This window comes from Enterobacter cloacae complex sp. 418I7, from assembly GCF_050030705.1.
GTDB classification, from domain to species: Bacteria; Pseudomonadota; Gammaproteobacteria; order Enterobacterales; family Enterobacteriaceae; genus Enterobacter; species Enterobacter intestinihominis.
This window is the reverse complement of record NZ_JBLGUU010000003.1, coordinates 1-19,351: the sequence shown is the minus strand read 5'-3', so window position 1 is coordinate 19,351 and position 19,351 is coordinate 1. Positions and strand designations below refer to the sequence as shown.

The 19,351-nt window shown below is 52.3% G+C and carries 18 protein-coding genes and 1 pseudogene; 9 read left to right on the top strand and 10 right to left on the bottom strand.

Annotated features, from left to right (window positions below):
• The first annotated feature begins 162 nt into the window (after positions 1-162).
• The 4 genes and pseudogenes from ACQG0S_RS23400 to ACQG0S_RS23385 all read left to right on the top strand — a co-directional run bounded on the left by ACQG0S_RS23400 (position 163) and on the right by ACQG0S_RS23385 (position 3,781).
• Positions 163-603 carry a transposase gene (locus tag ACQG0S_RS23400; RefSeq protein ID WP_023307217.1) on the top strand — a complete coding sequence of 147 codons (441 nt, stop codon included), beginning with the start codon at positions 163-165 and terminating at the stop codon, positions 601-603.
• Positions 600-950 (top strand): IS66 family insertion sequence element accessory protein TnpB, encoded by a 351-nt coding sequence (tnpB, locus tag ACQG0S_RS23395; protein WP_004189161.1) that lies wholly within the window; start codon positions 600-602, stop codon positions 948-950. The genes ACQG0S_RS23400 and tnpB overlap by 4 nt, the downstream gene beginning before the upstream one ends.
• Before the next feature lie 30 nt (positions 951-980).
• Positions 981-2,573: an IS66-like element ISKox1 family transposase gene (locus ACQG0S_RS23390; protein ID WP_023307215.1), complete on the top strand. Its 1,593-nt coding sequence runs from the start codon at positions 981-983 to the stop codon at positions 2,571-2,573.
• Between the two features lie 54 nt (positions 2,574-2,627).
• Positions 2,628-3,781 (top strand): annotated as a pseudogene (locus ACQG0S_RS23385) (IS3 family transposase).
• A gap of 48 nt (positions 3,782-3,829) precedes the next feature.
• Here the strand turns inward: ACQG0S_RS23385 and ACQG0S_RS23380 are convergent.
• The 3 genes from ACQG0S_RS23380 to ampH all read right to left on the bottom strand — a co-directional run bounded on the left by ACQG0S_RS23380 (position 3,830) and on the right by ampH (position 7,860).
• Complete coding sequence (locus ACQG0S_RS23380; protein WP_012477595.1) at positions 3,830-4,687, bottom strand: class A beta-lactamase LAP-2; 858 nt, start codon at positions 4,685-4,687, stop codon at positions 3,830-3,832.
• A gap of 64 nt (positions 4,688-4,751) precedes the next feature.
• Positions 4,752-6,482, bottom strand: coding sequence for a penicillin-binding transpeptidase domain-containing protein (locus ACQG0S_RS23375; RefSeq protein WP_032623598.1), 1,731 nt, complete (start codon positions 6,480-6,482; stop codon positions 4,752-4,754).
• 217 nt (positions 6,483-6,699) lie between these two features.
• On the bottom strand, positions 6,700-7,860 hold the full coding sequence (gene ampH, locus ACQG0S_RS23370) for a D-alanyl-D-alanine-carboxypeptidase/endopeptidase AmpH (protein WP_032635084.1): 1,161 nt from the start codon (positions 7,858-7,860) through the stop codon (positions 6,700-6,702).
• A 275-nt stretch (positions 7,861-8,135) separates the two neighbouring features.
• On the opposite strand from ampH, the gene ACQG0S_RS23365 reads away from it, so the two are divergent.
• Positions 8,136-9,005 (top strand): LysR family transcriptional regulator, encoded by an 870-nt coding sequence (locus tag ACQG0S_RS23365; protein WP_022650051.1) that lies wholly within the window; start codon positions 8,136-8,138, stop codon positions 9,003-9,005.
• 8 nt (positions 9,006-9,013) lie between these two features.
• Here ACQG0S_RS23365 and ACQG0S_RS23360 read toward each other — a convergent pair whose 3' ends face one another.
• The 3 genes from ACQG0S_RS23360 to ACQG0S_RS23350 form a co-directional block, all read right to left on the bottom strand.
• Entirely contained in the window at positions 9,014-9,520 is a 507-nt protein-coding gene (locus tag ACQG0S_RS23360) for a DUF6622 family protein (RefSeq protein ID WP_022650052.1), read from the bottom strand.
• A 78-nt stretch (positions 9,521-9,598) separates the two neighbouring features.
• A complete protein-coding gene (locus ACQG0S_RS23355) occupies positions 9,599-10,084 on the bottom strand; it encodes a helix-turn-helix domain-containing protein (RefSeq protein ID WP_022650053.1) in 486 nt (161 codons plus the stop codon).
• Positions 10,085-10,222: 138 nt separating this feature from the next.
• Entirely contained in the window at positions 10,223-11,026 is an 804-nt protein-coding gene (locus ACQG0S_RS23350; protein ID WP_022650054.1) for an MBL fold metallo-hydrolase, read from the bottom strand.
• Positions 11,027-11,390: 364 nt separating this feature from the next.
• Between ACQG0S_RS23350 and ACQG0S_RS23345 the strand changes: the two genes are divergently transcribed.
• The 3 genes from ACQG0S_RS23345 (at position 11,391) to ACQG0S_RS23335 (ending at position 14,265) form a co-directional block, all read left to right on the top strand.
• A complete protein-coding gene (locus tag ACQG0S_RS23345; protein ID WP_022650055.1) occupies positions 11,391-12,938 on the top strand; it encodes an EAL domain-containing protein in 1,548 nt (515 codons plus the stop codon).
• Between the two features lie 119 nt (positions 12,939-13,057).
• On the top strand, positions 13,058-13,690 hold the full coding sequence (locus ACQG0S_RS23340) for a LysE family translocator (RefSeq protein ID WP_022650056.1): 633 nt from the start codon (positions 13,058-13,060) through the stop codon (positions 13,688-13,690).
• Between the two features lie 179 nt (positions 13,691-13,869).
• Positions 13,870-14,265, top strand: coding sequence for a hypothetical protein (locus ACQG0S_RS23335; RefSeq protein ID WP_022650057.1), 396 nt, complete (start codon positions 13,870-13,872; stop codon positions 14,263-14,265).
• Between the two features lie 164 nt (positions 14,266-14,429).
• Here the strand turns inward: ACQG0S_RS23335 and ACQG0S_RS23330 are convergent, their stop codons facing one another.
• From ACQG0S_RS23330 to ACQG0S_RS23320, 3 genes are all read right to left on the bottom strand, one after another.
• Positions 14,430-14,597, bottom strand: coding sequence for a hypothetical protein (locus ACQG0S_RS23330; RefSeq protein WP_154591405.1), 168 nt, complete (start codon positions 14,595-14,597; stop codon positions 14,430-14,432).
• Between the two features lie 13 nt (positions 14,598-14,610).
• Positions 14,611-15,180 (bottom strand): AAA family ATPase, encoded by a 570-nt coding sequence (locus tag ACQG0S_RS23325; RefSeq protein WP_022650058.1) that lies wholly within the window; start codon positions 15,178-15,180, stop codon positions 14,611-14,613.
• Between the two features lie 215 nt (positions 15,181-15,395).
• Positions 15,396-16,523, bottom strand: coding sequence for a multidrug effflux MFS transporter (locus ACQG0S_RS23320; RefSeq protein WP_022650059.1), 1,128 nt, complete (start codon positions 16,521-16,523; stop codon positions 15,396-15,398).
• Positions 16,524-16,624: 101 nt separating this feature from the next.
• Between ACQG0S_RS23320 and ACQG0S_RS23315 the strand changes: the two genes are divergently transcribed.
• On the top strand, positions 16,625-17,410 hold the full coding sequence (locus ACQG0S_RS23315; protein ID WP_022650060.1) for an AraC family transcriptional regulator: 786 nt from the start codon (positions 16,625-16,627) through the stop codon (positions 17,408-17,410).
• Between the two features lie 1,074 nt (positions 17,411-18,484).
• On the opposite strand, the gene repA is transcribed toward ACQG0S_RS23315, so the two are convergent.
• Positions 18,485-19,351 (bottom strand): plasmid replication initiator RepA (gene repA, locus ACQG0S_RS23310; protein ID WP_265325648.1); only part of this gene is annotated, 867 nt, incomplete at its 5' end.

Sequence of the window (19,351 nt, the reverse complement as noted above, 5' to 3'; positions counted from 1 at the left end):
GCTAGACTGGCCCCATAGATCACCAGACACTTCGACTCTCTTAAAATAAGAGGTAGTCTTGGAACTATGTTTAATACGTAAGCGTCAAGTCACTGCCGCCTGTGATTCCAGTCCCGGGATCGCTAGCTTAGAGCTCCGTCTAATTTAGAAGGAGCTCTGTTTATGGAAAATGCTGCCAACTGGCGAACTGAATCGCGTACCGTCTATTCCAGTGACTTCAAACTTCGGATGGTCGAACTGGCTTCACGACCAGATGCCAACGTCGCACAACTGGCGCGGGAACATGGCGTTGATAATAATCTCATTTTTAAGTGGATACGCCTCTGGCAGAGAGAGGGGCGAATCTCTCGTCGAATGCCTGCAACTATCGTGGGGCCGGTGGTACCTCAATCTCTTCCGGCTTCTCCGACTCTGTTGTCCGTCGACGTTATCAACGACCCGTTGCCCGCAGCAGAGAATGACACTCTGTGTACGTTCTCCTCCGCTCACGCCAGCGCCACTTCCTGTCATGTTGAGTTCCGCCACGGCAAAATGACGCTGGAGAACCCGTCGTCAGAGTTGCTGACTGTGCTGATCCGCGAATTGACCGGGAGGACACCATGATATCCCTCCCGTCAGGCACCCGCATCTGGCTGGTCGCCGGGGCCACGGATATGCGTAAATCCTTCAACGGGCTGGGCGAACAGATACACCACGTTCTGGATGAGGATCCCTTCTCCGGCCATCTGTTTATCTTCCGGGGACGCCGTGGCGATACCGTGAAAATACTTTGGGCTGATGCTGATGGTCTGTGCCTGTTTATCAAACGCCTGGAAGAGGGACAGTTCGTCTGGCCTGCTGTACGCGACGGCAAAATCGCGATCACCCGCTCACAACTTGCCATGCTCCTTGATAAGCTGGACTGGCGCCAGCCAAAAATATCCCGCCTTAACTCACTGACAATGTTGTAAAAAAATCATAACCGCATTATAAAAGCGGTTATGAATCACGACTATCTCGCCCGTATCGCTGCGCTGGAAGACGCGCTTCGCCAGAAAGACAGTCAGCTCAGTCTCGTTGCAGAGACTGAGTCGTTCCTGCGTTCTGCACTGGCCCGCGCAGAAGAGAAAATAGAGAACGAAGAGCGCGAGATAGAGCATCTGCGGGCACAGATAGAAAAACTGCGTCGAATGTTGTTCGGTACCCGCTCCGAAAAACTTCGCCGACAGGTTGAAGAAGCCGAAGCCCTGCTGAAACAGCAGGAGCAGCAAAGCGATCGCTACAACGGACGGGAAGACGATCCGCAGGTACCTCGCCAGTTGCGTCAGTCCCGCCATCGTCGCCCGTTACCAGCACATCTTCCCCGCGAGATACATCGGCTGGATCCTGCGGAAACCAGCTGTCCGGAATGCGGCAGCGGTATGGCGTACCTCAGCGAAGTCAGCGTGGAGCAGCTGGAACTGGTCTCCAGCGCCCTGAAAGTGATCCGCACGGTCAGGGTGAAAAAGGCCTGCACCCGATGTGACTGTATCGTTGAAGCACCTGCGCCATCACGTCCCATCGATCGGGGTATCGCCGGGCCGGGTCTGCTGGCCCGCGTGTTAACGGCCAAATACTGCGAACACCTGCCGCTGTATCGCCAGTGCGAAATCTTTGCCCGTCAGGGCGTGGATCTGAGCCGGGCTCTGCTCTCCAACTGGGTGGATGCATGTTGCCGGTTAATGGCCCCGCTGGATGAGGCCCTTTACCACTACGTGATGGACTGCCACAAACTGCATACGGATGACACTCCGGTTCTGGTGCTTGCACCGGGCAGAAAGAAGACGAAAACCGGGCGTATCTGGACGTATGTACGTGACGACAGAAGCGCAGGTTCATCAGATCCGCCAGCGGCATGGTTCGCCTTCTCGCCAGACCGGCAGGGAAAACATCCTCAGCAACACCTTCGCCACTATCATGGTGTGCTGCAGGCGGATGCCTTCGCAGGCTACGATCGGTTGTTCAGTCCGGAACGTGAAGGAGGGCCGCTGACAGAAGCCGCATGTTGGGCCCATGCCCGCCGAAAAATCCATGATGTCTATATAAGCACTCACACAGCGACAGCGGAAGAAGCCCTGAAACGTATCGGTGAGCTGTACGCGATAGAAGAAGAAATACGCGGCCTCACGACAGAAGAGCGTCTGGCAGCCAGACAATCGCAAAGCAAACCACTGCTGGCATCGCTGCATGAATGGCTGGTAGAAAAAAATGAGACGCTGTCGAAAAAGTCCCGTCTGGGCGAAGCGTTCGCTTATGTCCTGAACCAGTGGGATGCGCTGTGCTACTACTGTGAAGATGGCCTGGCAGAGCCTGATAACAACGCTGCCGAACGAGCCCTTCGTGCCGTCTGTCTTGGGAAAAAGAATTTTATCTTCTTCGGCAGCGACCACGGTGGTGAGCGCGGAGCCCTGCTGTACGGACTGATCGGGACGTGCAGGCTGAATGGTATCGATCCGGAAGCCTACCTTCGCCATATCCTGAGCGTACTGCCGGAGTGGCCCAGCAACAAAGTGGCCGAACTGCTGCCATGGAACGTGGTTCTTACCGATAAATAACCGTCAATACGGCGCTCACTTAACGCTTACTTTAATACCAGTCAGAACGATAAGATGGTTGAAGTGTTATCAGGACCTGAGCGGCGTCGGCGTCGTACACCGCAGGAAAAAATTGCCATTATTCAGCAGACTATGGAGCCCGGTATGACCGTGTCTCATGTCGCGCGCCTGCATGGCATCAATGCAAACCAGATATTCAAATGGCGCAAGCAATATTAAGACGGTTCACTGACGGCTGTTGCATCGGGCGAGGAAGTGGTGCCGGCCTCCGAACTCGCTGCCGCCAATAAGCAAATTCGCGAACTCCAGCGCCTTCTGGGCAAAAAGACGATGGAAGCCGAGATACTCAAAGAGGCCGTGGAGTTCGGCCGGGCAAAAAAATGGATTGCGCATGCGCCCTCGTTGCCTGGGAACGACGAATAAGCGACGTTTGCAGAAGTCTTGGCGTGTCGCGTGCGCAGTTGAGCATTCGGGTTCACCGGCCATCTGACTGACAGGATCGCAGACGGCAGCCCCGTTCTGACGATACCACCGTATTGTCCCGGATAAACATGGCGGTGGCTGACCTGCCGACGTATGGTTATCGCCGTGTGTGGGCGCTGCTGCGACGGGAGTCGGAGCGGGACGGCCTGCCTGTGGTTAATGCAAAGCGGGTGTATCGCATTATGAGAACGCATAATCTGCTTCTTGAACGTAAACCCGCTGATCCTTGCCGTAAGCGGGCCCATAAGGGGCGCGTAGCAGTAGCGGAAAGTAACCGGCGCTGGTGCTCAGATGGCTTTGAGTTCCGCTGTGATAATGGCGAAAAGCTGCGGGTGACCTTCGCGCAGGACTGCTGCGACAGGGAGATCATTGACTGGGCAGCGAGCACCGGAGGCTATGACAAAGAAACGGTGCAGGATGTCATGCTGGGTGCGGTGGAAAAACGCTTCGGAAGGCAGTTGCCAACAGTGCCGGCGTTCGCCCGGTTGCTGGGACTGGAGCCTTGTACGACAGCAGTGCGAAGCCCGGAAAGCAATGGCATAGCAGAAAGCTTCGTGATGACGATAAAACGGGACTACATCAGCATCATGCCGAAACCGGACAGCGAGGCAGCGGTGATGAATCTGGCGGTGGCGTTCAGTCATTACAACGAACATCATCCGCATAGTGCACTGGGATATCGCTCACCACGGGAATATATACGCAGGAAGTTATCGCAACCGTAAGAGAGCAAAAACGTCTGGATATATAGGGTCAAATCCACTGTAAATATATTACCAGTTCTTAATTACTGAATCTCCGATCCCTGCAATATGCTCGTTGAGTTCATTCATAGATGAATGAGTATTTGTAATATACAGGACTACTATACGAGATGGCTTGCCTCCGGGGCCCAACAGTGCAACGATGCCCCGAGATCCGTGATCACCTGCTCCTGTTTTATCCGCTATCATCCAGCCAGCTGGCAGTACAGAGCGGAACAGAGGCCCGCCGACTTTATCTTCCTGCATCCAGCTTATTAATTTTTTTCGAGATTTTTCTGTAAGTACACTTTCGTTTAACAATTTTTGTAGCGTTTGAGCCATCGCTGCCGGAGTGGTGGTATCACGCTCATCGCCAGGCTTCGCCTCATTAAGGCTGGGTTCGTGTCGATCAAGCCTTGTATAACTATCACCAGTGCTACGCAGAAAATGAGTTAATCCCTCCGGCCCGCCAATAGTTGATAGCAATAAATTTGCAGCAGTGTTATCACTGGTGGTAATGGCAGCATTGCATAACTCAGAAACCGTCATTCCATCTGCAATGTGCTGACTGGTTAGTGGAGAATAGTCGTCCAGGTCATGCTTATTATAGGTAATTCGGCGTTCAAGTTGTTCAAGCCCTTTATCAACACGTACTAATATTGCTCCACATAACAAAACTTTGAATGTGCTCATCATAGGAAAACGTTCTTCACGGCGATGACTACTCAGAACCTTCCCGGATAAAAAGTCTATTTCAGTAAAACCAACCCGACCTTTGATATGGTCTTCTGTGCTTTGTATTGTATCAGTAACATTGACTGGTGTAGATAATGCTGGAGTACACATTCCAGCCAGTAAAGAGATTATAATAAGGCGGATCTTTTTCATATTAATATCCTTTTTAAAATTAAGTTAAGTAATAATAGATAAATAATGAGTAAACAGGCTCTGTTCAGCCGGACTGTCGGTGTACCACCGGAGCACGTAAAGCATCCGGTGCAATCTTCAGCCGGGTAAGCACCGGACCGATAATCTGGCCGAAGACAGGCGCCGCCACTGAGCCACCAAAATGCTGTCCCGCTTTGGGATTGTTAATAACCACAACCAGTGCCACTTCAGGACGGCTCGCCGGCGCGACGCCTGCCGTATAGGTAATATGCCCCCCGTCATATTTTCCACCGGCACCTAACTTCTCTGCGGTTCCGGTTTTTATTGCCAGACGGTAGCCCGGTACAGCTGCCCTTACGCCACTTCCGCCGGGTAACACATCACTTTCCATCATTCTGATTACAGCATCGGCAAGCTTCGGGTCCGCCACCTGCTCACCGTACACCGGCGCGGATAACCGTGTAACGGATAACGGATGATAAACGCCACAGGCCCCGAGAGTGGCATAGGCTCTGGCTAACTGGAGCGGGGTTACCCGGAGGCCGTAGCCAAAAGCGAAGGTGGCGCGCTCAATATCAGCCCATCGATGGCGACTGAACGGAAAGTAACCAGTACTTTCACCGGGAAGGCCCAGCCCTGTCGGTTTTCCCAGCCCGAAGGATGAATACGTTTTTACCAGCGCATCCGAAGGCATCGCCAGGGCAATATGTGAAACTCCGGTATCACTGGATTTCTGAAGTATGCCGGTCGGCGTCAGCGCCGGCCAGTATCCCACGTCCCGGATAAGATGGCCGTCAACCCTGAACGGCCTTGTGTCAAGAAGCGTGCTGCTGCTGATAATATGGCGGCGCAGGCCTTCAAGAATGACGAAGGGTTTAACCGTTGAACCCGGCTCAAAGCTGTCATTAATCGCCACGTTACGCATTTCAGCGGAAGTGGCACCGGAAAAACGGTTGGGATTAAACGACGGATAGGATGCCATAGCCAGAATTTCGCCGGTGTTTACGCTGACAAGCACCGCAGCGCCTGACTGGGCGTGATGTTGCTCGACCCCCTCCCTTAACCGGCTGTAAACAATATACTGAAGCACACTGTCAATACTCAGCCTGATCGCCGGTGCAGTTTCCGGAGCGTCATACTGGATCACGCTGATGACGCCCCCCCTGGCGTTTTTGCGTATTTTTTTCACCCCGAAGTCCTTTCTCAGAACGGTGTTAAAGCTCTGCTCAATACCACTCAGCCCTCTATTTTCGGCACCGGTCACACCAATGAGCGAGGCTGATGCCTCACCCAGCGGATAGTAGCGATTTTCATTGTATTTCTGACTTATGCCCGGCAGATGCAGCTGTGACACGGCCCTGGACAATGACAGGGGCGACTTTTTCTTCAGAAACAGGAATTCCTTGTCCGAATTATCTTGAATAGTTCTGCGAAGTTCCTCAGGCGTGATATCCAGCAAGTCGGCCAGAAAAGCCCATCTGGCTTCCGCGAAGTCCGGATGAGCGGCAGCGATGCGTTTTGGATCAGCAATGATGTCACGTGCCGGCACGCTCATGGCGAGAACAACGCCGTAACGATCGGTCAGGGTTCCGCGCTGTGCTGGCAGTGCAAGTGTCCGTACGGATCGACGGTCAGCCGCATTTTCCAGGACAGCGTGGTCAAAAAGCTGAAGTCCGGTGAGCCTGGCAACCAGCACGATAAAGATTAATGCGATACCGGCAAGAAGAATATTATATCTGACGTTGCTGAATCCCTTCTCAGGTGATGACGGGCGAATACTTTGTTTATTTTTCATCGCGGAGTTTTTTATCATTTTCGCTGGAGTCTGCTCCCCTTGCAGCAGGCTGCCTTACAGAGCCTCATGCTGCAGGGGAGCAGAAAAAATCGACGCCAGAAGCGGTATATTCAGTGCAGGTGTAATTCTGCGTGGAACCGGGTTCTGGCGAAAACCGGCCATATTTCCGCTCACAGCGCCCGGTCTTTTGCTGAGTCAGATGCTGCCAGCCGACCCGTTATGAAGCCGGACTGACGCGTTCCCCGTGAGCTGCTTTTAACAGGAGCGGGATAAGGCTGTTCGTTTCACGCGTTAAGGTTGAGAACATATCCAGATCCACTTTTGTCACAGAGACAAAGATCCCCGTTTTCTCGCCGGGCACCAGAACCATATAACTCATAAAACCGCCGCCGCCGCCGGTTTTTTGGATCATTACCGGGGAGTCAACCGAAGGCCGGATAAAGACCCAGCCCATTCCCAGCCCCTGCGCTTTCCCGGCTAAATCCAGACCCGTAATGGATTTAAGTTGCTGTCTCTGTACATACATGGCCTGCTGAACGGCCCTGAGCGCTGGCTTATCAGAATGACGGATATTCAACAGATGCTGCATCCAGCTCGCCATGTCCCTTGCGGTGGAATACATCCCGCCGTTGCCGGCGGCTGCCGTCGTGTCCGTGCAGGGACCGGCAGGATCGATGCCAGAGCCTTCCATGAGCCGCTGACACTGAGCCCCGTCAGGCTGGGTGGTGGTGTCTTTCATACCCAGCGGGCCCGTCACATTTTCCCGCATAAGCTGCAGGTAGGGTTTTTTACCGGCAGCTTCCATAGCATCGGCCAGCAGATCGTATCCGACATTAGAGTACTGCGCCTGTTCCCACGGCGCGGTCAGGGTCGGCTTCTGATTCAGCCAGCGCCAGCGGGCAGGCCTGTCCGGCCAAGTGAACGGAGCTGCGCCGGCAGGAGCCTGGCCCGGGATAAGCCGCGGCAGCCCGCTGGTATGTGTGGCAAGCGAAAGCAGGGTAACGGGATTTCCATGGCTCACCTCAGGGACCGTCATCCCCGGGGGAGCATATTTCTGAAGCGGGTCGGTCAGCCCGAGCGCTCCCTTATCGGCAAGCTTAACCAGCAGCTCTGAGGCCAGAATTTTTGACATAGAGCCGACCCTAAGCAGCGAGTCGGGCGTAGGGCTGGTATGGTTGCCTTTAGCCGTTTCACCATAGGCGTGATACGTCACCTGACCATTCTGAATAATGGCCATGACCATAGCCGGAGGATTAGTGTCATGAAATATCTGTGCAGACTTCTCAGCAATTTGCTGCTCGGTGGTCAGCTGGCCAGCATTGACATAACTGGCGGCCAGCAGAGTGGCCACGGCCAGAAACAGTGATTTTCTCTTCATCCGGAATTACCTTAAAGATGTTTTTTAGCGAGCTGAGTACCGAAAGACTATTGAATGCTTTTGGATGTATTCAAAATGTTGTTTCGCAGGCAAACGCGAATGATACTCAGACAGAAATAAAAAGTTAAAATACGGTTTAATTAATATTCAGTGGCGCAATAAATTAATAACAAATATGGCTCACCGGTCAGGTGAGCGGGATTATGTTGATAATCCGGAATGCTGGCAAACAATAAGAATTTGTATTAATTTAAAGAAAATCTAAAGGATGTGCTATGCGAAAAAACCCTCCCCTGAAAGCCCTCAAATCTTTTGAAGCTGCCGCCAGGCACCTCAGCTTTACCCGGGCCGCGAAAGAGCTGTTCGTTACCCCAGCCGCCGTCAGCCAGCAAATAAGAATTCTTGAGGAGCGTCTGGGTATCACGCTTTTCAGACGACAGTCCCGCAGCCTGGAGCTCACAGAGGAAGCCGCGATCCTCTATGACGGACTGCACGAAGCGTTCCGGACTATAGAAAATATTTATCATCAGTTTGAAGGCGGGGAATATAAGGAAGTCCTGACGCTGGGCTGTGTAGGCACGTTTGCCCTTGGCTGGCTTGAGGCCAGGCTGGGGCGTTTCCAGACGCTTCACCCCCATGTGGATGTCCGTCTGCGTATTAACAATAATATCGTCAATATTGCTGCAGAGGGGCTCGATCTGGCTATCAGGTTTGGTACCGGGATATGGCCCTCAACCAATAATGAAAAAATATTCGACGCGCCGTTTGGCGTGCTGTGCGACCCAGAAATGGCCGGACGGCTTCGTGCACCCCGGGATTTGCTGAACGAAAGGCTGCTTCGTTCTTACCGGATGAATGAATGGGAAGACTGGTTTCGTGAGGCCGGGGAGGACGTCGCCGGCATCAGCGGTACGGTCTATGACTCGTCAGGACTGATGATCCAGACCGTCATACATACCGGCGGCGCGGCGCTGGTTCCCCTGAATATGTTTACACGGGAGCTCACATCCGGGCAGGTTGTGCAGCCCTTCGAAACGGTTGTCAATGCCGGCAGCTACTGGCTGACATATTCAAAATCCAGAATCATACGCCCCGTAGTCAGAACCTTCAGGGCCTGGCTTCTCAACGAAGCTCATAGTGATTAAACTATCGGTCAGACAAGTCTTTTATTGTACCACGGGAGAAAAATCCTTAACGTGCCTCCCCAGAATACACCATCAAACAGTCCGGTGAGCCCACCCATCAGCATGCAAAAACTCGCTGACGCCGCAAGACCGGGCTGCAGGAAGATGGCTGAAGTAAGAATGAATTTTGTACAAAAAGTAATAACAATCATTCCCAGCGTCAGCGGCGTCCCGGCCCTGATAACCCTGCCCGGGTTGCCTGAATCCTGCAGGGGAGGTTGTGATCCCCACATCCAGTAGCCGAGTGCTCCTCCCGCGAGTAATCCTGCGATCATCATGGTGAGACTTACCCCTGCCCTTTCTGTTTCAGTCATAATTCCGTAGCCTCCCCAGACAAGAAACACTACCGGGAGCAAAAAAAGCCGTCCGGTTTTCATTTCCCTGTCATAAAGGGCGGTAAAACCACGACGAAGTAAAAAAGCCAGCAGGAGCCAGACCCAGATCGGTACATGACTGAAAAATTCAGACAGGTTCATGGTTTTTCCTTTCCGTTTATTGATGATTACATTTAGCCGTAGAGAATTGCTCCAGCGTTTTACTTGATTGACCCCAGGTTATTTTCCTTTTTTTGTGCCCGGACGGAGGAGATTATTCAACCTGCGCTGTTGCCATGACTTAAGCCGATCGTGAATAACAAACACCCTCAGCCCCCTGAACATAACAAGGCTGCCCCATATGGCGGTCACAACGAGGGACCAGTAGCTTTCCGGAGTCAGCAGATAGTTGATAACCATCATTGCGGTACATGTCAGAAGAGCCGTTGCGAGTATCCGCCAGAACGTCATTTCCCGGGCAACCTGGGCTCTGGCATCACTGATACGTTCATCCAGCGCGTTGACGGCATCCCCGTCCTCTTCCGAGAGCTCAGATACGCTGACGTCAAAGGCAGAGGCAAGCGCACTCAACGTTTCAAGACCAGGTTTCTGCCCTTTTTCAGTGCGCTGAACCGTTCTGACAGAAAGCGAGGCGACTTCTGCCAGCTGCTCCTGAGACCAGGCCTTCTTCAGGCGAAGGGCTTTCACTTTCTCTGCGACGGTCATCGATAACCTCATGTATGTTTGTAGCGGCTAAGATATTCGCATTTCCTGCCCGCACCGTAAACGACACGGGCCTGACAGAAAGACGACACAAGGGCGACAGACGCTGCCTGAATGACGGGATAAGCCTGTATCACAGACTTACTCTTCAAAAATAACGGTATCTCCGCACGCTACAGGATGCGTATTCCTGAGCCACAGTTTTCCCCATCTTCCGGTGCAGTGGCAGCCCAGAACATGCTCAGGTGCGAGCTCACGCAAAAATGCTTTCAGCCTTATCAGCCTGAGCGGTGACGCTGCCCGCAGATGAAATCCCCCGATAAGGGCGTAGACGCGGTTTTCTCCCGTAATGTTCACGCAGTGGCGAACGGTGTTCTCCAGCCCACGGTGGCCACACCCGGTCATAATGACCAGCCCGCGGGACGAGCGCCAGATAAGTGCGCCTTCGTCAGACACATAATCAGGCGTGGCGTTCCTGTAATCGGTATAACCCCAGGGCTCCGGGCTTTCCACGGGGATTTCACCACTCCAGACAAAACGTCCCGCCACGACGCGCGGGGTTTTGCTGTACTCCACGTCAAGACCGCAAAAACGCTCCACGACCGAAAGTTTCTTAAGAGGAATGACCTTTCCCGGCAGCCTGACAGCGGCATACCTTTCCCGTAATACTCCGGGATGACAGATAATCCTCGTCCCTGGGTCAAGAGACGTTATTCCGCCGCTGTGATCGTAATGCCCGTGTGATAATACAACCGCGTTCAGATCTGTCAGCGGCTCGTTGATTAGCCTGGCGTTGTGAGCAACGGTTTCATCCGGGCCGGAGTCAAACAGTATCCGGCTCTCTCCGTCGTCCAGGAGGATGGAGAGGCCTGCACGGGACTGCATTCCTGCAGCCGCGTGAGGCGACAGATGGTTTTCGACCAGAATGGTCATTTTGAGTGCCACAGGTCAGTTCTCCCTTAGCGGTTAATTACCCCATTGTCCCGACAGCAGCGCTGTTACGTGTTTCAGGGCGGCATTTTTCTCACTGCAGCAGATAAAGAGTTATCAGCATGCCAGCCCGCCACATCATGCTCCCCGATAGCAGCCAGATTTCAGCAGTGACAACGAAAATGAGTGATGCTGTCAGAACGATATCAACCCGGTTAAAAAAATAATTAACCTCTTTAAAATCTGCGCTTATATTCATTACAGAGTACATCCCGCTGCGTGCACCTGCTTAAATAACCCTGAAACGTAAAGGGATTAATGATTATCACGTCACTAAACAGTGATAGTGTATTCATGGAAAGACCCCAAAGGACGAATAATGAAATTACGAAAAAGGGCGCTGGCTGCCGGAATTATCGTACCCGCAATCCTGGCTACACTGCTGTCGTCAGGGATGGCCTGGCGCCAGCTGAGCAGGGACACGTCCGTGACGGCAGACATACTGATGAGCCAGGTCGACCACATCACGTCCATTGCCCGCCATGCAAGCCTGGTAACCGCCAGGCTCGCCACTCAGCCCTGTGAAAGCGTCCTGCAGCAGATGACGGAGAACGGCGCCCTCACGCCCTACATCCGCAGCACCGGGCTTATACGGGATGGTAAAGTAATCTGCTCCTCCGTGACCGGAGCCAGACAGCAAAGTGCCGATGAGATTTTTGGTGTTGCCGTTTCAGTACCCACAGGGAAGATAAACGTTATCGCCACGGAGGGGACCAGCAGCGTGCCCGGGCACGTGGCTGTTATCTACGCTTATGGCGCCGGCAACCGGACGACGGCATTCAGCGTGGTGGATGCCCGATACGTTACGGACCTGATGGACTCCCTGGATGATGAGAATCATTCGGTTCAGCAGCTCAGGTTCAGTGATGGCCCCGTCATTTCCGGGCAGGAGAAAATCTCCCCACGTGTGAAAGTGTTCACAGCTGAGTTCCACTCTGCCGCGAGTCAGGCGCAGCTTCAGGTTCTTACACCGACGCTGTCGCTTCGCCATTACATCCTGCGTAATCTGCTTTTCCTCGGTCCCCTGTCCCTGCTACTGACCCTGGCCATGCTGTACATGTGGCATCGCTGGGATTCTAGAAAGATGTCTCTGGCGGAAGAAATCAGGAAAGGGATGGCAGACGGCGAATTCAGCGTGCATTACCAGCCGGTCTGTGACACCGCGACTGGTGCCTGCTCCGGCGCCGAAGCCCTGATGCGCTGGCAGCGTACTGACGGTAGAAGCATTTCACCGGTGGTGTTTATCCGGGCCGCTGAAGAGGAAGGTCTGATTGTCAGCCTGACGCAGCATCTCTTCAGCCTGATAGAAGACGATGTCAGGGCATGGCAGGTGACTGACCCCTTCCATCTGGGCGTGAATATCGCAGCCCCTCACCTGACGGACCGGTCGTTTACCGCTGACGTACTGAGACTGTGGGTTTCTCTCGATCCCGCTTTTCGACTGGTGCTGGAAATTACCGAGCGCAGCCTGGTTGAGGACACTGAAGCGGCATCAGCGAAACTTCATGAGCTACGCCAGAAAGGCTGTCAGGTGGCCGTGGATGATTTTGGTACGGGCTACTGCTCGCTGAGCCTGCTTCAGAGCCTGCCGGTGGATTACCTGAAAATTGACAAAATATTCATCGACAGCCTGACGTCGGCCGGTGCGGACACGCCGGTACTGGACACCATTTTGGGCCTCAGCAGACGGCTGGGGCTGACCACCATTGCCGAGGGCGTAATGGCCGCACATCAGGCTGAATGGCTGATAAAAAATCAGGTACCTTACGTTCAGGGTTATTATTATGCCAGACCCATGCCGGCTGCCGCGTTTTATCAGTGGTACCGGGAGCAGGGCGTGAGACTGAAAGACGACGTTATTGCGTAAGATCAATATTAACCGGATTTTCGCCTGTTTATGTCATGGCGTTGATGTTACATGTATCTCCTTCTTTATATTTTGAATGAGTGATGTCACACCATTTTCTAACTTCAGCCGAGGTCAGCATGATTATTTCCAGCCTGATAGCGATTGCCACCGTTCTGACAATGGGGGTTATCAGCCCGGGTCCCAGTTTTATCTATGTCGCGCGGAATGCGGTCGTCCACTCCCGACGCCACGGGCTTGTGACCGCTCTCGGTACCGGCGTGGGCGCTGCCATTTTTTCGCTGGCCGCCATGCTCGGCCTGCAGAAGCTGCTGCTCATGGTTCCGGAGCTGTTCATGGTGCTGAAAGTTGCGGGCGGGGCCTATCTGTTATGGCTTGCTGTTAAAATGTTCAGGGACGCAACCCGGCCTCTGTATCTGGCGCTTGACGGCGATAAAAATGACGGCAGGACGCTGATGATGACGTTCCGGGATGGCTTACTGACGCAGCTCAGTAACCCTAAAACAGCAATCATTTTTGCATCGATCTTCAGCGCCCTGCTGCCTGAAAATATCCCGGCCCTTTTTTATGTCGCGATCCCGCTGATGAGTTTCCTGATTGATTTTGGCTGGTACGCGATCGTTTCGCTCTGCCTGTCCTCCGAAAGACCGCGCAGGGCTTATCTTCGTCTGAAAACCTCAGTCGATCGGGCATCATCCGCGGTTCTGGCAGCACTGGGTATGCGGCTGATTTATTCCTCCTTTGTTAAATAACAGGACCAGACTGCTTTACCTGTCAGCAGGGTAAAAAGGCTCATAACTGATGAAAAATTTCACAATGCAGAAAGAATGAACTGCAACCTGTGAGATATTTGCCCTGCTTTCCTCAGATTGTCAGGGCTTTTTTTGCGCGATTTAATCAGATTAAAAAGTATCTGTAAGGAATTGATGTCATGATGAAAAATATTTTAGCTGCATTAACTGTTTTCATATCGTTTTCGGCAATGGCTGAGAAAAGGAATATACACAATGAGTGCTCCTTTAGAGCCGCTACGCTTTCGGATATGGTGGCGCTGTATAAAGAGAGGCAATGCAGCAAAAATCAGGCTAAGCAGTTCATCCATGAGGTGGCGACCGGTGAAACTCAAACTCTCAACAGCTGTATCCCAAAAAGCAGATACAAAAACCCAGACTTCATTGATGGCAATAACTTTGAAAAGTGGTCTGATTCTTTAATTGAGAAAATATGGTCCAATACAATGAAAGGCCCTGACAACTACGGTACTTTTATGGATGCGTGCATGAAAAATCCTGACAAGTATATCGGCGGTCAGTGGCTCTACAAATGACATGTGCAGGTTCAATTCATCGCTGAGGGCACATCGGCTAAACCAGCACCGTATATGGTGTCAGTAACCATTGCTGGCGTAGATAAGGCTGGATGACACAATCCAGTCAGTAAGGGGATGATCATGAGAGGATTTTTTAACAGATTAATAGCAACCTTTTAAAGTTAAGTTTGTGTGATAACAAATAAATTCTGAACAAAAAGGATCTGTTCAGCCGGACGGTCCGGTACAACCTTCATCCGGATAAGTACCGGACCGATAATCCGGTCGAAGACTGGCGCCGCCACTTGAGCCACCAAAATACTGTCGCGCTTTCGGATAGTTATAGCCATAACCAGCACCACCTCAGGAGGGCTCGCCGTGGTGATGCCTGTCGTACAGGCTGGATAAAATAATTTCAGCCCGCTCTTCCGGCCCGCAAAGCGGTAACCTGATGAGGTTATAGCCGCATCTGCCGTAGGCCTCAGCCATTGCATGGTACGTCTGAACCGCTTCCCCGAATGACTGCTTACGCTCCGTATCCTGTACGTAGATGTCTTCCCATGGCGGCGCGATGAACACGGTATGAGCATACCGGAACAGTTCAGTCGCTCTCTTCATATGGGGCGGCACCGGCAGATTACAGAGCGTAAGATAGCCAACTATATCCGGCAGCCCACGGTCAAAGAAAAATGGCGTTTCGCTTTGAGCAGCTTCATGCCACGAGCGTAACTCCCAGTTCAGCATCAGCCCGGCGAAAGCTTCCCTGTCCTTCCAGGGCAGCGCATTTCCGCCGATCGCCACCTGGTTCCGTATGATTGCGCGTCCGGCCTCAGCTGCCGTCGGATAACCTTTTGCGCGCAGGGAATTCAGCAGCGTGCTTTTACCTGACCCCGGTCCGCCGGTAATAATAATTCTTTGGTTTTCAGAATACATAAAAGCGTTCCTTTTCGGAAAAAACAACACACTGATGTTGGATACTTCATAATGAAAAGATGAAGACATCATTATACCGGTGCCCTACAGATAGCCTGCAAGCAACATTTTGCACCACTGATTTCCGTTCCCTGCAGATAAAACGTGTCGTCGTGTCTCACTTAATATATCCACGACGCCCGGGCTTTGCATTACAGGCGCTTCCGCCTGTCGGTTCACCCACGTGACACACTGCACAAAAGAGACATAGCAGCACAGATTGTCAGAACCAGTCCCAGTTGCTGCACCATGCCGGCGAGCCCCAGCATCATTCCCAGTAATAAGTAATAGCTCAAGCCGAATAATGCTCCCGCAGCTCCGGTCTGTTCGCGATAACGGTGCAGCGCCTGGCTCAACACGTTGGGTATCGCTATGCCATAGGCAATTACAGTTCCGGCTACCGGTATAAGTATCCACGCCGAGTGCTGCAACCACCAGGCAGCAACACCGGAAAGCAGAGCCAGTGTACATGCATGACGTACCAGCTGTTCCGGTGTTATACCGGTTGTTAACAGTCTCCGGTTCAGGAGGCTGCCCGAGAGTGAAGCAAGTGCCAGTAATATCCCCGTCCATCCGAATGCCCTGGAGCTCCACCCCAGCAGCCTGAAAAGAAACGGAGCCAGGCTGTAATAACTGAACAACATTGTATTCAGCAGGGCTACGAGTATTGCATTTTTCCAGAGCATACCGTCCCGGATCATGCGGGACGCCAGACCGCTCCCCCGGATTCTGAGCGTGTTCTCTGGCCGCGTTTCCGGCAGTAAAACTGCTGCCAGTATTAGCAATATTATCGCCAGTGATGCCAGAGCAATAAATACGCCGGTATGGCCGTACAGACTTACCAGCCAGCCTCCACTTACCAGACCGAAAACCGGACTCAGTGCAAGCGCCGCTCCCATGACGGAAAAGACGCGGGCCAGTGAGGTTGATTCATAACTGTCCCTCAGCATGGTCTGCACTACAACAGACCCGGCGGCAGCACCCGTGGCTGCCACCATACGGGCCAGCAGTAATACGCTAAAATCGGTGGACACAATTGCCATTACAGATCCCGCTCCGTAACAGATGAGTCCAGCCATGATGGCCGGACGTCGTCCGAACCAGTCACTCAGCCAGCCCCACAATGCCACTCCGGCAGCAAAGGAGAAAAAATAGACTGAAAGCGTCTGAGCAGCACGCTCGCTGCTTACCTGAAAAGATCTGGCGATATCTGGCAACGCAGGGCTGTATATAGTTTCTACCAGTTGTGGAAACATAATAAGCAGCGTCAGCAGCCACAGGGGAGGGCGAATAATACTATTCATAACAATATCCAGAGAAACAGAAAACTGGAGGGCATTATTGCTGAGACGATAATGTCTTATTATAATAATAAGGACTTTAAATACTAAATATCAGACATTTTATGAAAATTAGCCCCGACGATAGTTTCGATCCGGATAGTTTTAGTGAGCCGGTAATCGGAATTGCGTCCGATTTAGGTGTACACGATTCAGGACAACACAGTCACCTTCGTCATCAGCTGCTCTTTTCAGCGTCGGGGAGCATCACAATTGAACTTGAACAAACCCTGTGCCAGCTTCCCCCCCGCCGAGCAGCCTGGATCCCTGCAGGAACAATTCATCGCGCCATGATGCGTGGTGTGCTGGCCTATCGTTCCCTCTACTTTTCAACCACGCTTCCGTTATCTCTACTGCCACTGCAAATAGTCGAGGTTAATCCCCTGTTTTTTGAAGTCATAGAACGAATGGCATTCTGGCCATGGGGAATGCTGGCAGAGCAACAGGCCAGTCTCATTAACGTTTTCTGTGAAGAAATACAGACTGCACGCACAGAAAACTGGACATTACAGCTCCCCTCAGACGCTCGCCTGAACTTATGGCTGGATGGAGTACGTACGGGCGAATTACCCCCACGCCTTGGCCAGTTGTCCCAACAGATTGGTGCATCTGAGCGCACGATAAGCCGGGTCTTTATCAGAGATACCGGAATGAATTATCAGAACTGGCGGCAGCAGTGGAGGCTGCTAAAGGCAATGGAAATGCTGTGTGACGGATGGCAGTTAAGCTATGTGGCGCAACAGCTGGAATTTGTCAGCGACAGTGCATTCATCACGTTTTTTCGACAGCATACAGGTACGACTCCAGCACGTTATTCACTTAAGAATATTGCTGAAAAAAGTCCCCGCTGACGGTGATAAATCAATAAAAAAACAATATCCTAAGTTTTTGTATTTTCTATTAAGGTCGATTTTTGACCTCAACGTACAATAATTTTCGATATCCAAACTGGCCCCAATAAATGCGCCGAAGGCGCATGAAGGCGCCCTCTGTCGCTGAATACTGCACCTCCGTAAATGGCGCCGTAGCCCGGCGCAGCCGGTATCAGTTTTGATAGGTTCCACCAATCCATCACTTCGCCCTGCTAAGCCATAACCCGCAGACAGGCGGCACAGGAAATGATGTGCGCCGTCGGAGTGGTCACGACAAGGCTTCGCCGCAGTCGGGGCGTATCTCCGCGTTAGCGGGCCGTTAGGACCGCTTACGGGCGTGTTGCACAGGGTCTGCCGGAGGTGTGAATTAAAGCGGCTCGGGTTCTAGTTACAACATCCATCATTAAAAGCGATGTTGTTCCGGGCCTTCGGCCCGGGCGGCGGCGCTTTTCAGTGGTGGGTTTTTTGTGGGGAGCTGAGGATCCTAGGAGTAAGTGGTCGACTGTTGCTGTTGTAACGTTCTGAACCCTGCCCGCCATTTTTGGCGGGTGCTAACTCTAGGCGCAAAGCGCCTGAACCGAACCGGCGCGGACTTTGTCCGCTGCAAGGGCGGGCGTTATACACATGTCCACAGGACAGGTGGCGAATAGGTTTTATTTTTAAATGTAAGTAATGACTGAAGTTTAAAAGATAGGAGATCAGAAGTTTAAAAGGATCATCGCGGTTTGTAGAAATTCCTTATTGTGGTTTAAAAAGCATCCATCCAGTAGCTTATCACTTTAGCCTCTTGTGGTTTATGTGGATAACTGGATGAAAACCTAAAAGCGGTGAAATATTGGGCGTTCGGTCACAGAAATATGCGGGCAACAAAAGAAGAATTTTGGTTAAGTTTAGAAAACCCGGCATCAGCAGGACATGTTTGTCATTCAGGTCCCCGACGGGGGCCTGAAACAGGGGCTGAAGAAGGTTAACACGGCAATAAAAGCCGAAAAGTGGGCAGGCGTAAACCGATGCCAGGGCACCAGATTCAAAAAGGCAGCGTATTAGCTGGCGTTAGGTTGTGACCAGCAATGCATCACCAAGTCGTGCGTAATGGCCACGCGAAAGCTTCATTCGCTCCGAGACACGGCGTTCTATCTCTGCCCGAACCGCATCAAGATTACCGAAGAAGCGGCCTTTCCTGATTTCTTTTTGGATTTGCTGGCGAACCAGCAGCTCGATCTCTTTGCGCGTTCGCGGAGCGTCCTTACGCGCCCTGTGACGTTTCATGCCGTGTTCATAGCGTGACTTGTGGTACTGACGGAAGCGTTCACGAACGAATGACCAGGCCGCACTGATAAGTTCATCAGCACCGGCGCGAGGAAGCCCTTTCTTCTCACGCTGCTTATTTTCCCACTCAATACGGCTGCGGCGCGCAGCAGCAACGGCTTCTTCAGACACCCCAAGCACCTGCCACATCAACGGTGTGAAAGTGATGTCTGTGGGGATATTACAGCCAATTTCTTTATCGTATTCGGTGTTATAGGTAATGAGGTTCAGCTGAGCGAGAAACTTCAGGGCACCCGTCAGACGGGTGATCGACAGACGTTTTTTTTCTGTGGCCAGTCCGCAGCGAATGCTCATGGTAGTGAGCGATGAACCAACGCGATTAGCAAGGGGATTAAAATAGTGACACATTGCCTGTACGGATGCTTCCAGTGCCCGTATGCGTAACACTGGCGGGCGCTTTTTGCGCTCACCACGGGCGATCAGCATAGCAACCAGTGCCTGGAACTCTGCACGCTCAGTGAAGCCAACAGCTTTCTCGCGAATTTTTTCACAGAACGGAAGGGTTTTCTTTCCCTTTTCAGGAATGAAAACTGGATTCGGATTTTTTACCTGACGGTAAAGTGTAGTGGTTTCGGAATTCTGCTTACTCAC

What these genes read in the sequence shown, in the direction of transcription:
- ACQG0S_RS23335 (WP_022650057.1), top strand. Translation starts at nt 13,870, where the DNA reads ATGATGAAAAATATTTTAGCTGCATTAACTGTTTTCATATCGTTTTCG.
- ACQG0S_RS23365 (WP_022650051.1), top strand. Translation starts at nt 8,136, where the DNA reads ATGCGAAAAAACCCTCCCCTGAAAGCCCTCAAATCTTTTGAAGCTGCC.
- ACQG0S_RS23345 (WP_022650055.1), top strand. Translation starts at nt 11,391, where the DNA reads ATGAAATTACGAAAAAGGGCGCTGGCTGCCGGAATTATCGTACCCGCA.
- tnpB (WP_004189161.1), top strand. Translation starts at nt 600, where the DNA reads ATGATATCCCTCCCGTCAGGCACCCGCATCTGGCTGGTCGCCGGGGCC.
- ACQG0S_RS23400 (WP_023307217.1), top strand. Translation starts at nt 163, where the DNA reads ATGGAAAATGCTGCCAACTGGCGAACTGAATCGCGTACCGTCTATTCC.
- ACQG0S_RS23360 (WP_022650052.1), bottom strand. Translation starts at nt 9,520, where the DNA reads ATGAACCTGTCTGAATTTTTCAGTCATGTACCGATCTGGGTCTGGCTC.
- ACQG0S_RS23315 (WP_022650060.1), top strand. Translation starts at nt 16,625, where the DNA reads ATGAAAATTAGCCCCGACGATAGTTTCGATCCGGATAGTTTTAGTGAG.
- ACQG0S_RS23340 (WP_022650056.1), top strand. Translation starts at nt 13,058, where the DNA reads ATGATTATTTCCAGCCTGATAGCGATTGCCACCGTTCTGACAATGGGG.
- ACQG0S_RS23380 (WP_012477595.1), bottom strand. Translation starts at nt 4,687, where the DNA reads ATGAAAAAGATCCGCCTTATTATAATCTCTTTACTGGCTGGAATGTGT.
- ACQG0S_RS23320 (WP_022650059.1), bottom strand. Translation starts at nt 16,523, where the DNA reads ATGAATAGTATTATTCGCCCTCCCCTGTGGCTGCTGACGCTGCTTATT.
- ACQG0S_RS23330 (WP_154591405.1), bottom strand. Translation starts at nt 14,597, where the DNA reads ATGGCTATAACTATCCGAAAGCGCGACAGTATTTTGGTGGCTCAAGTG.
- ACQG0S_RS23355 (WP_022650053.1), bottom strand. Translation starts at nt 10,084, where the DNA reads ATGACCGTCGCAGAGAAAGTGAAAGCCCTTCGCCTGAAGAAGGCCTGG.
- ampH (WP_032635084.1), bottom strand. Translation starts at nt 7,860, where the DNA reads ATGAAGAGAAAATCACTGTTTCTGGCCGTGGCCACTCTGCTGGCCGCC.
- ACQG0S_RS23325 (WP_022650058.1), bottom strand. Translation starts at nt 15,180, where the DNA reads ATGTATTCTGAAAACCAAAGAATTATTATTACCGGCGGACCGGGGTCA.
- ACQG0S_RS23375 (WP_032623598.1), bottom strand. Translation starts at nt 6,482, where the DNA reads ATGAAAAATAAACAAAGTATTCGCCCGTCATCACCTGAGAAGGGATTC.
- ACQG0S_RS23390 (WP_023307215.1), top strand. Translation starts at nt 981, where the DNA reads ATGAATCACGACTATCTCGCCCGTATCGCTGCGCTGGAAGACGCGCTT.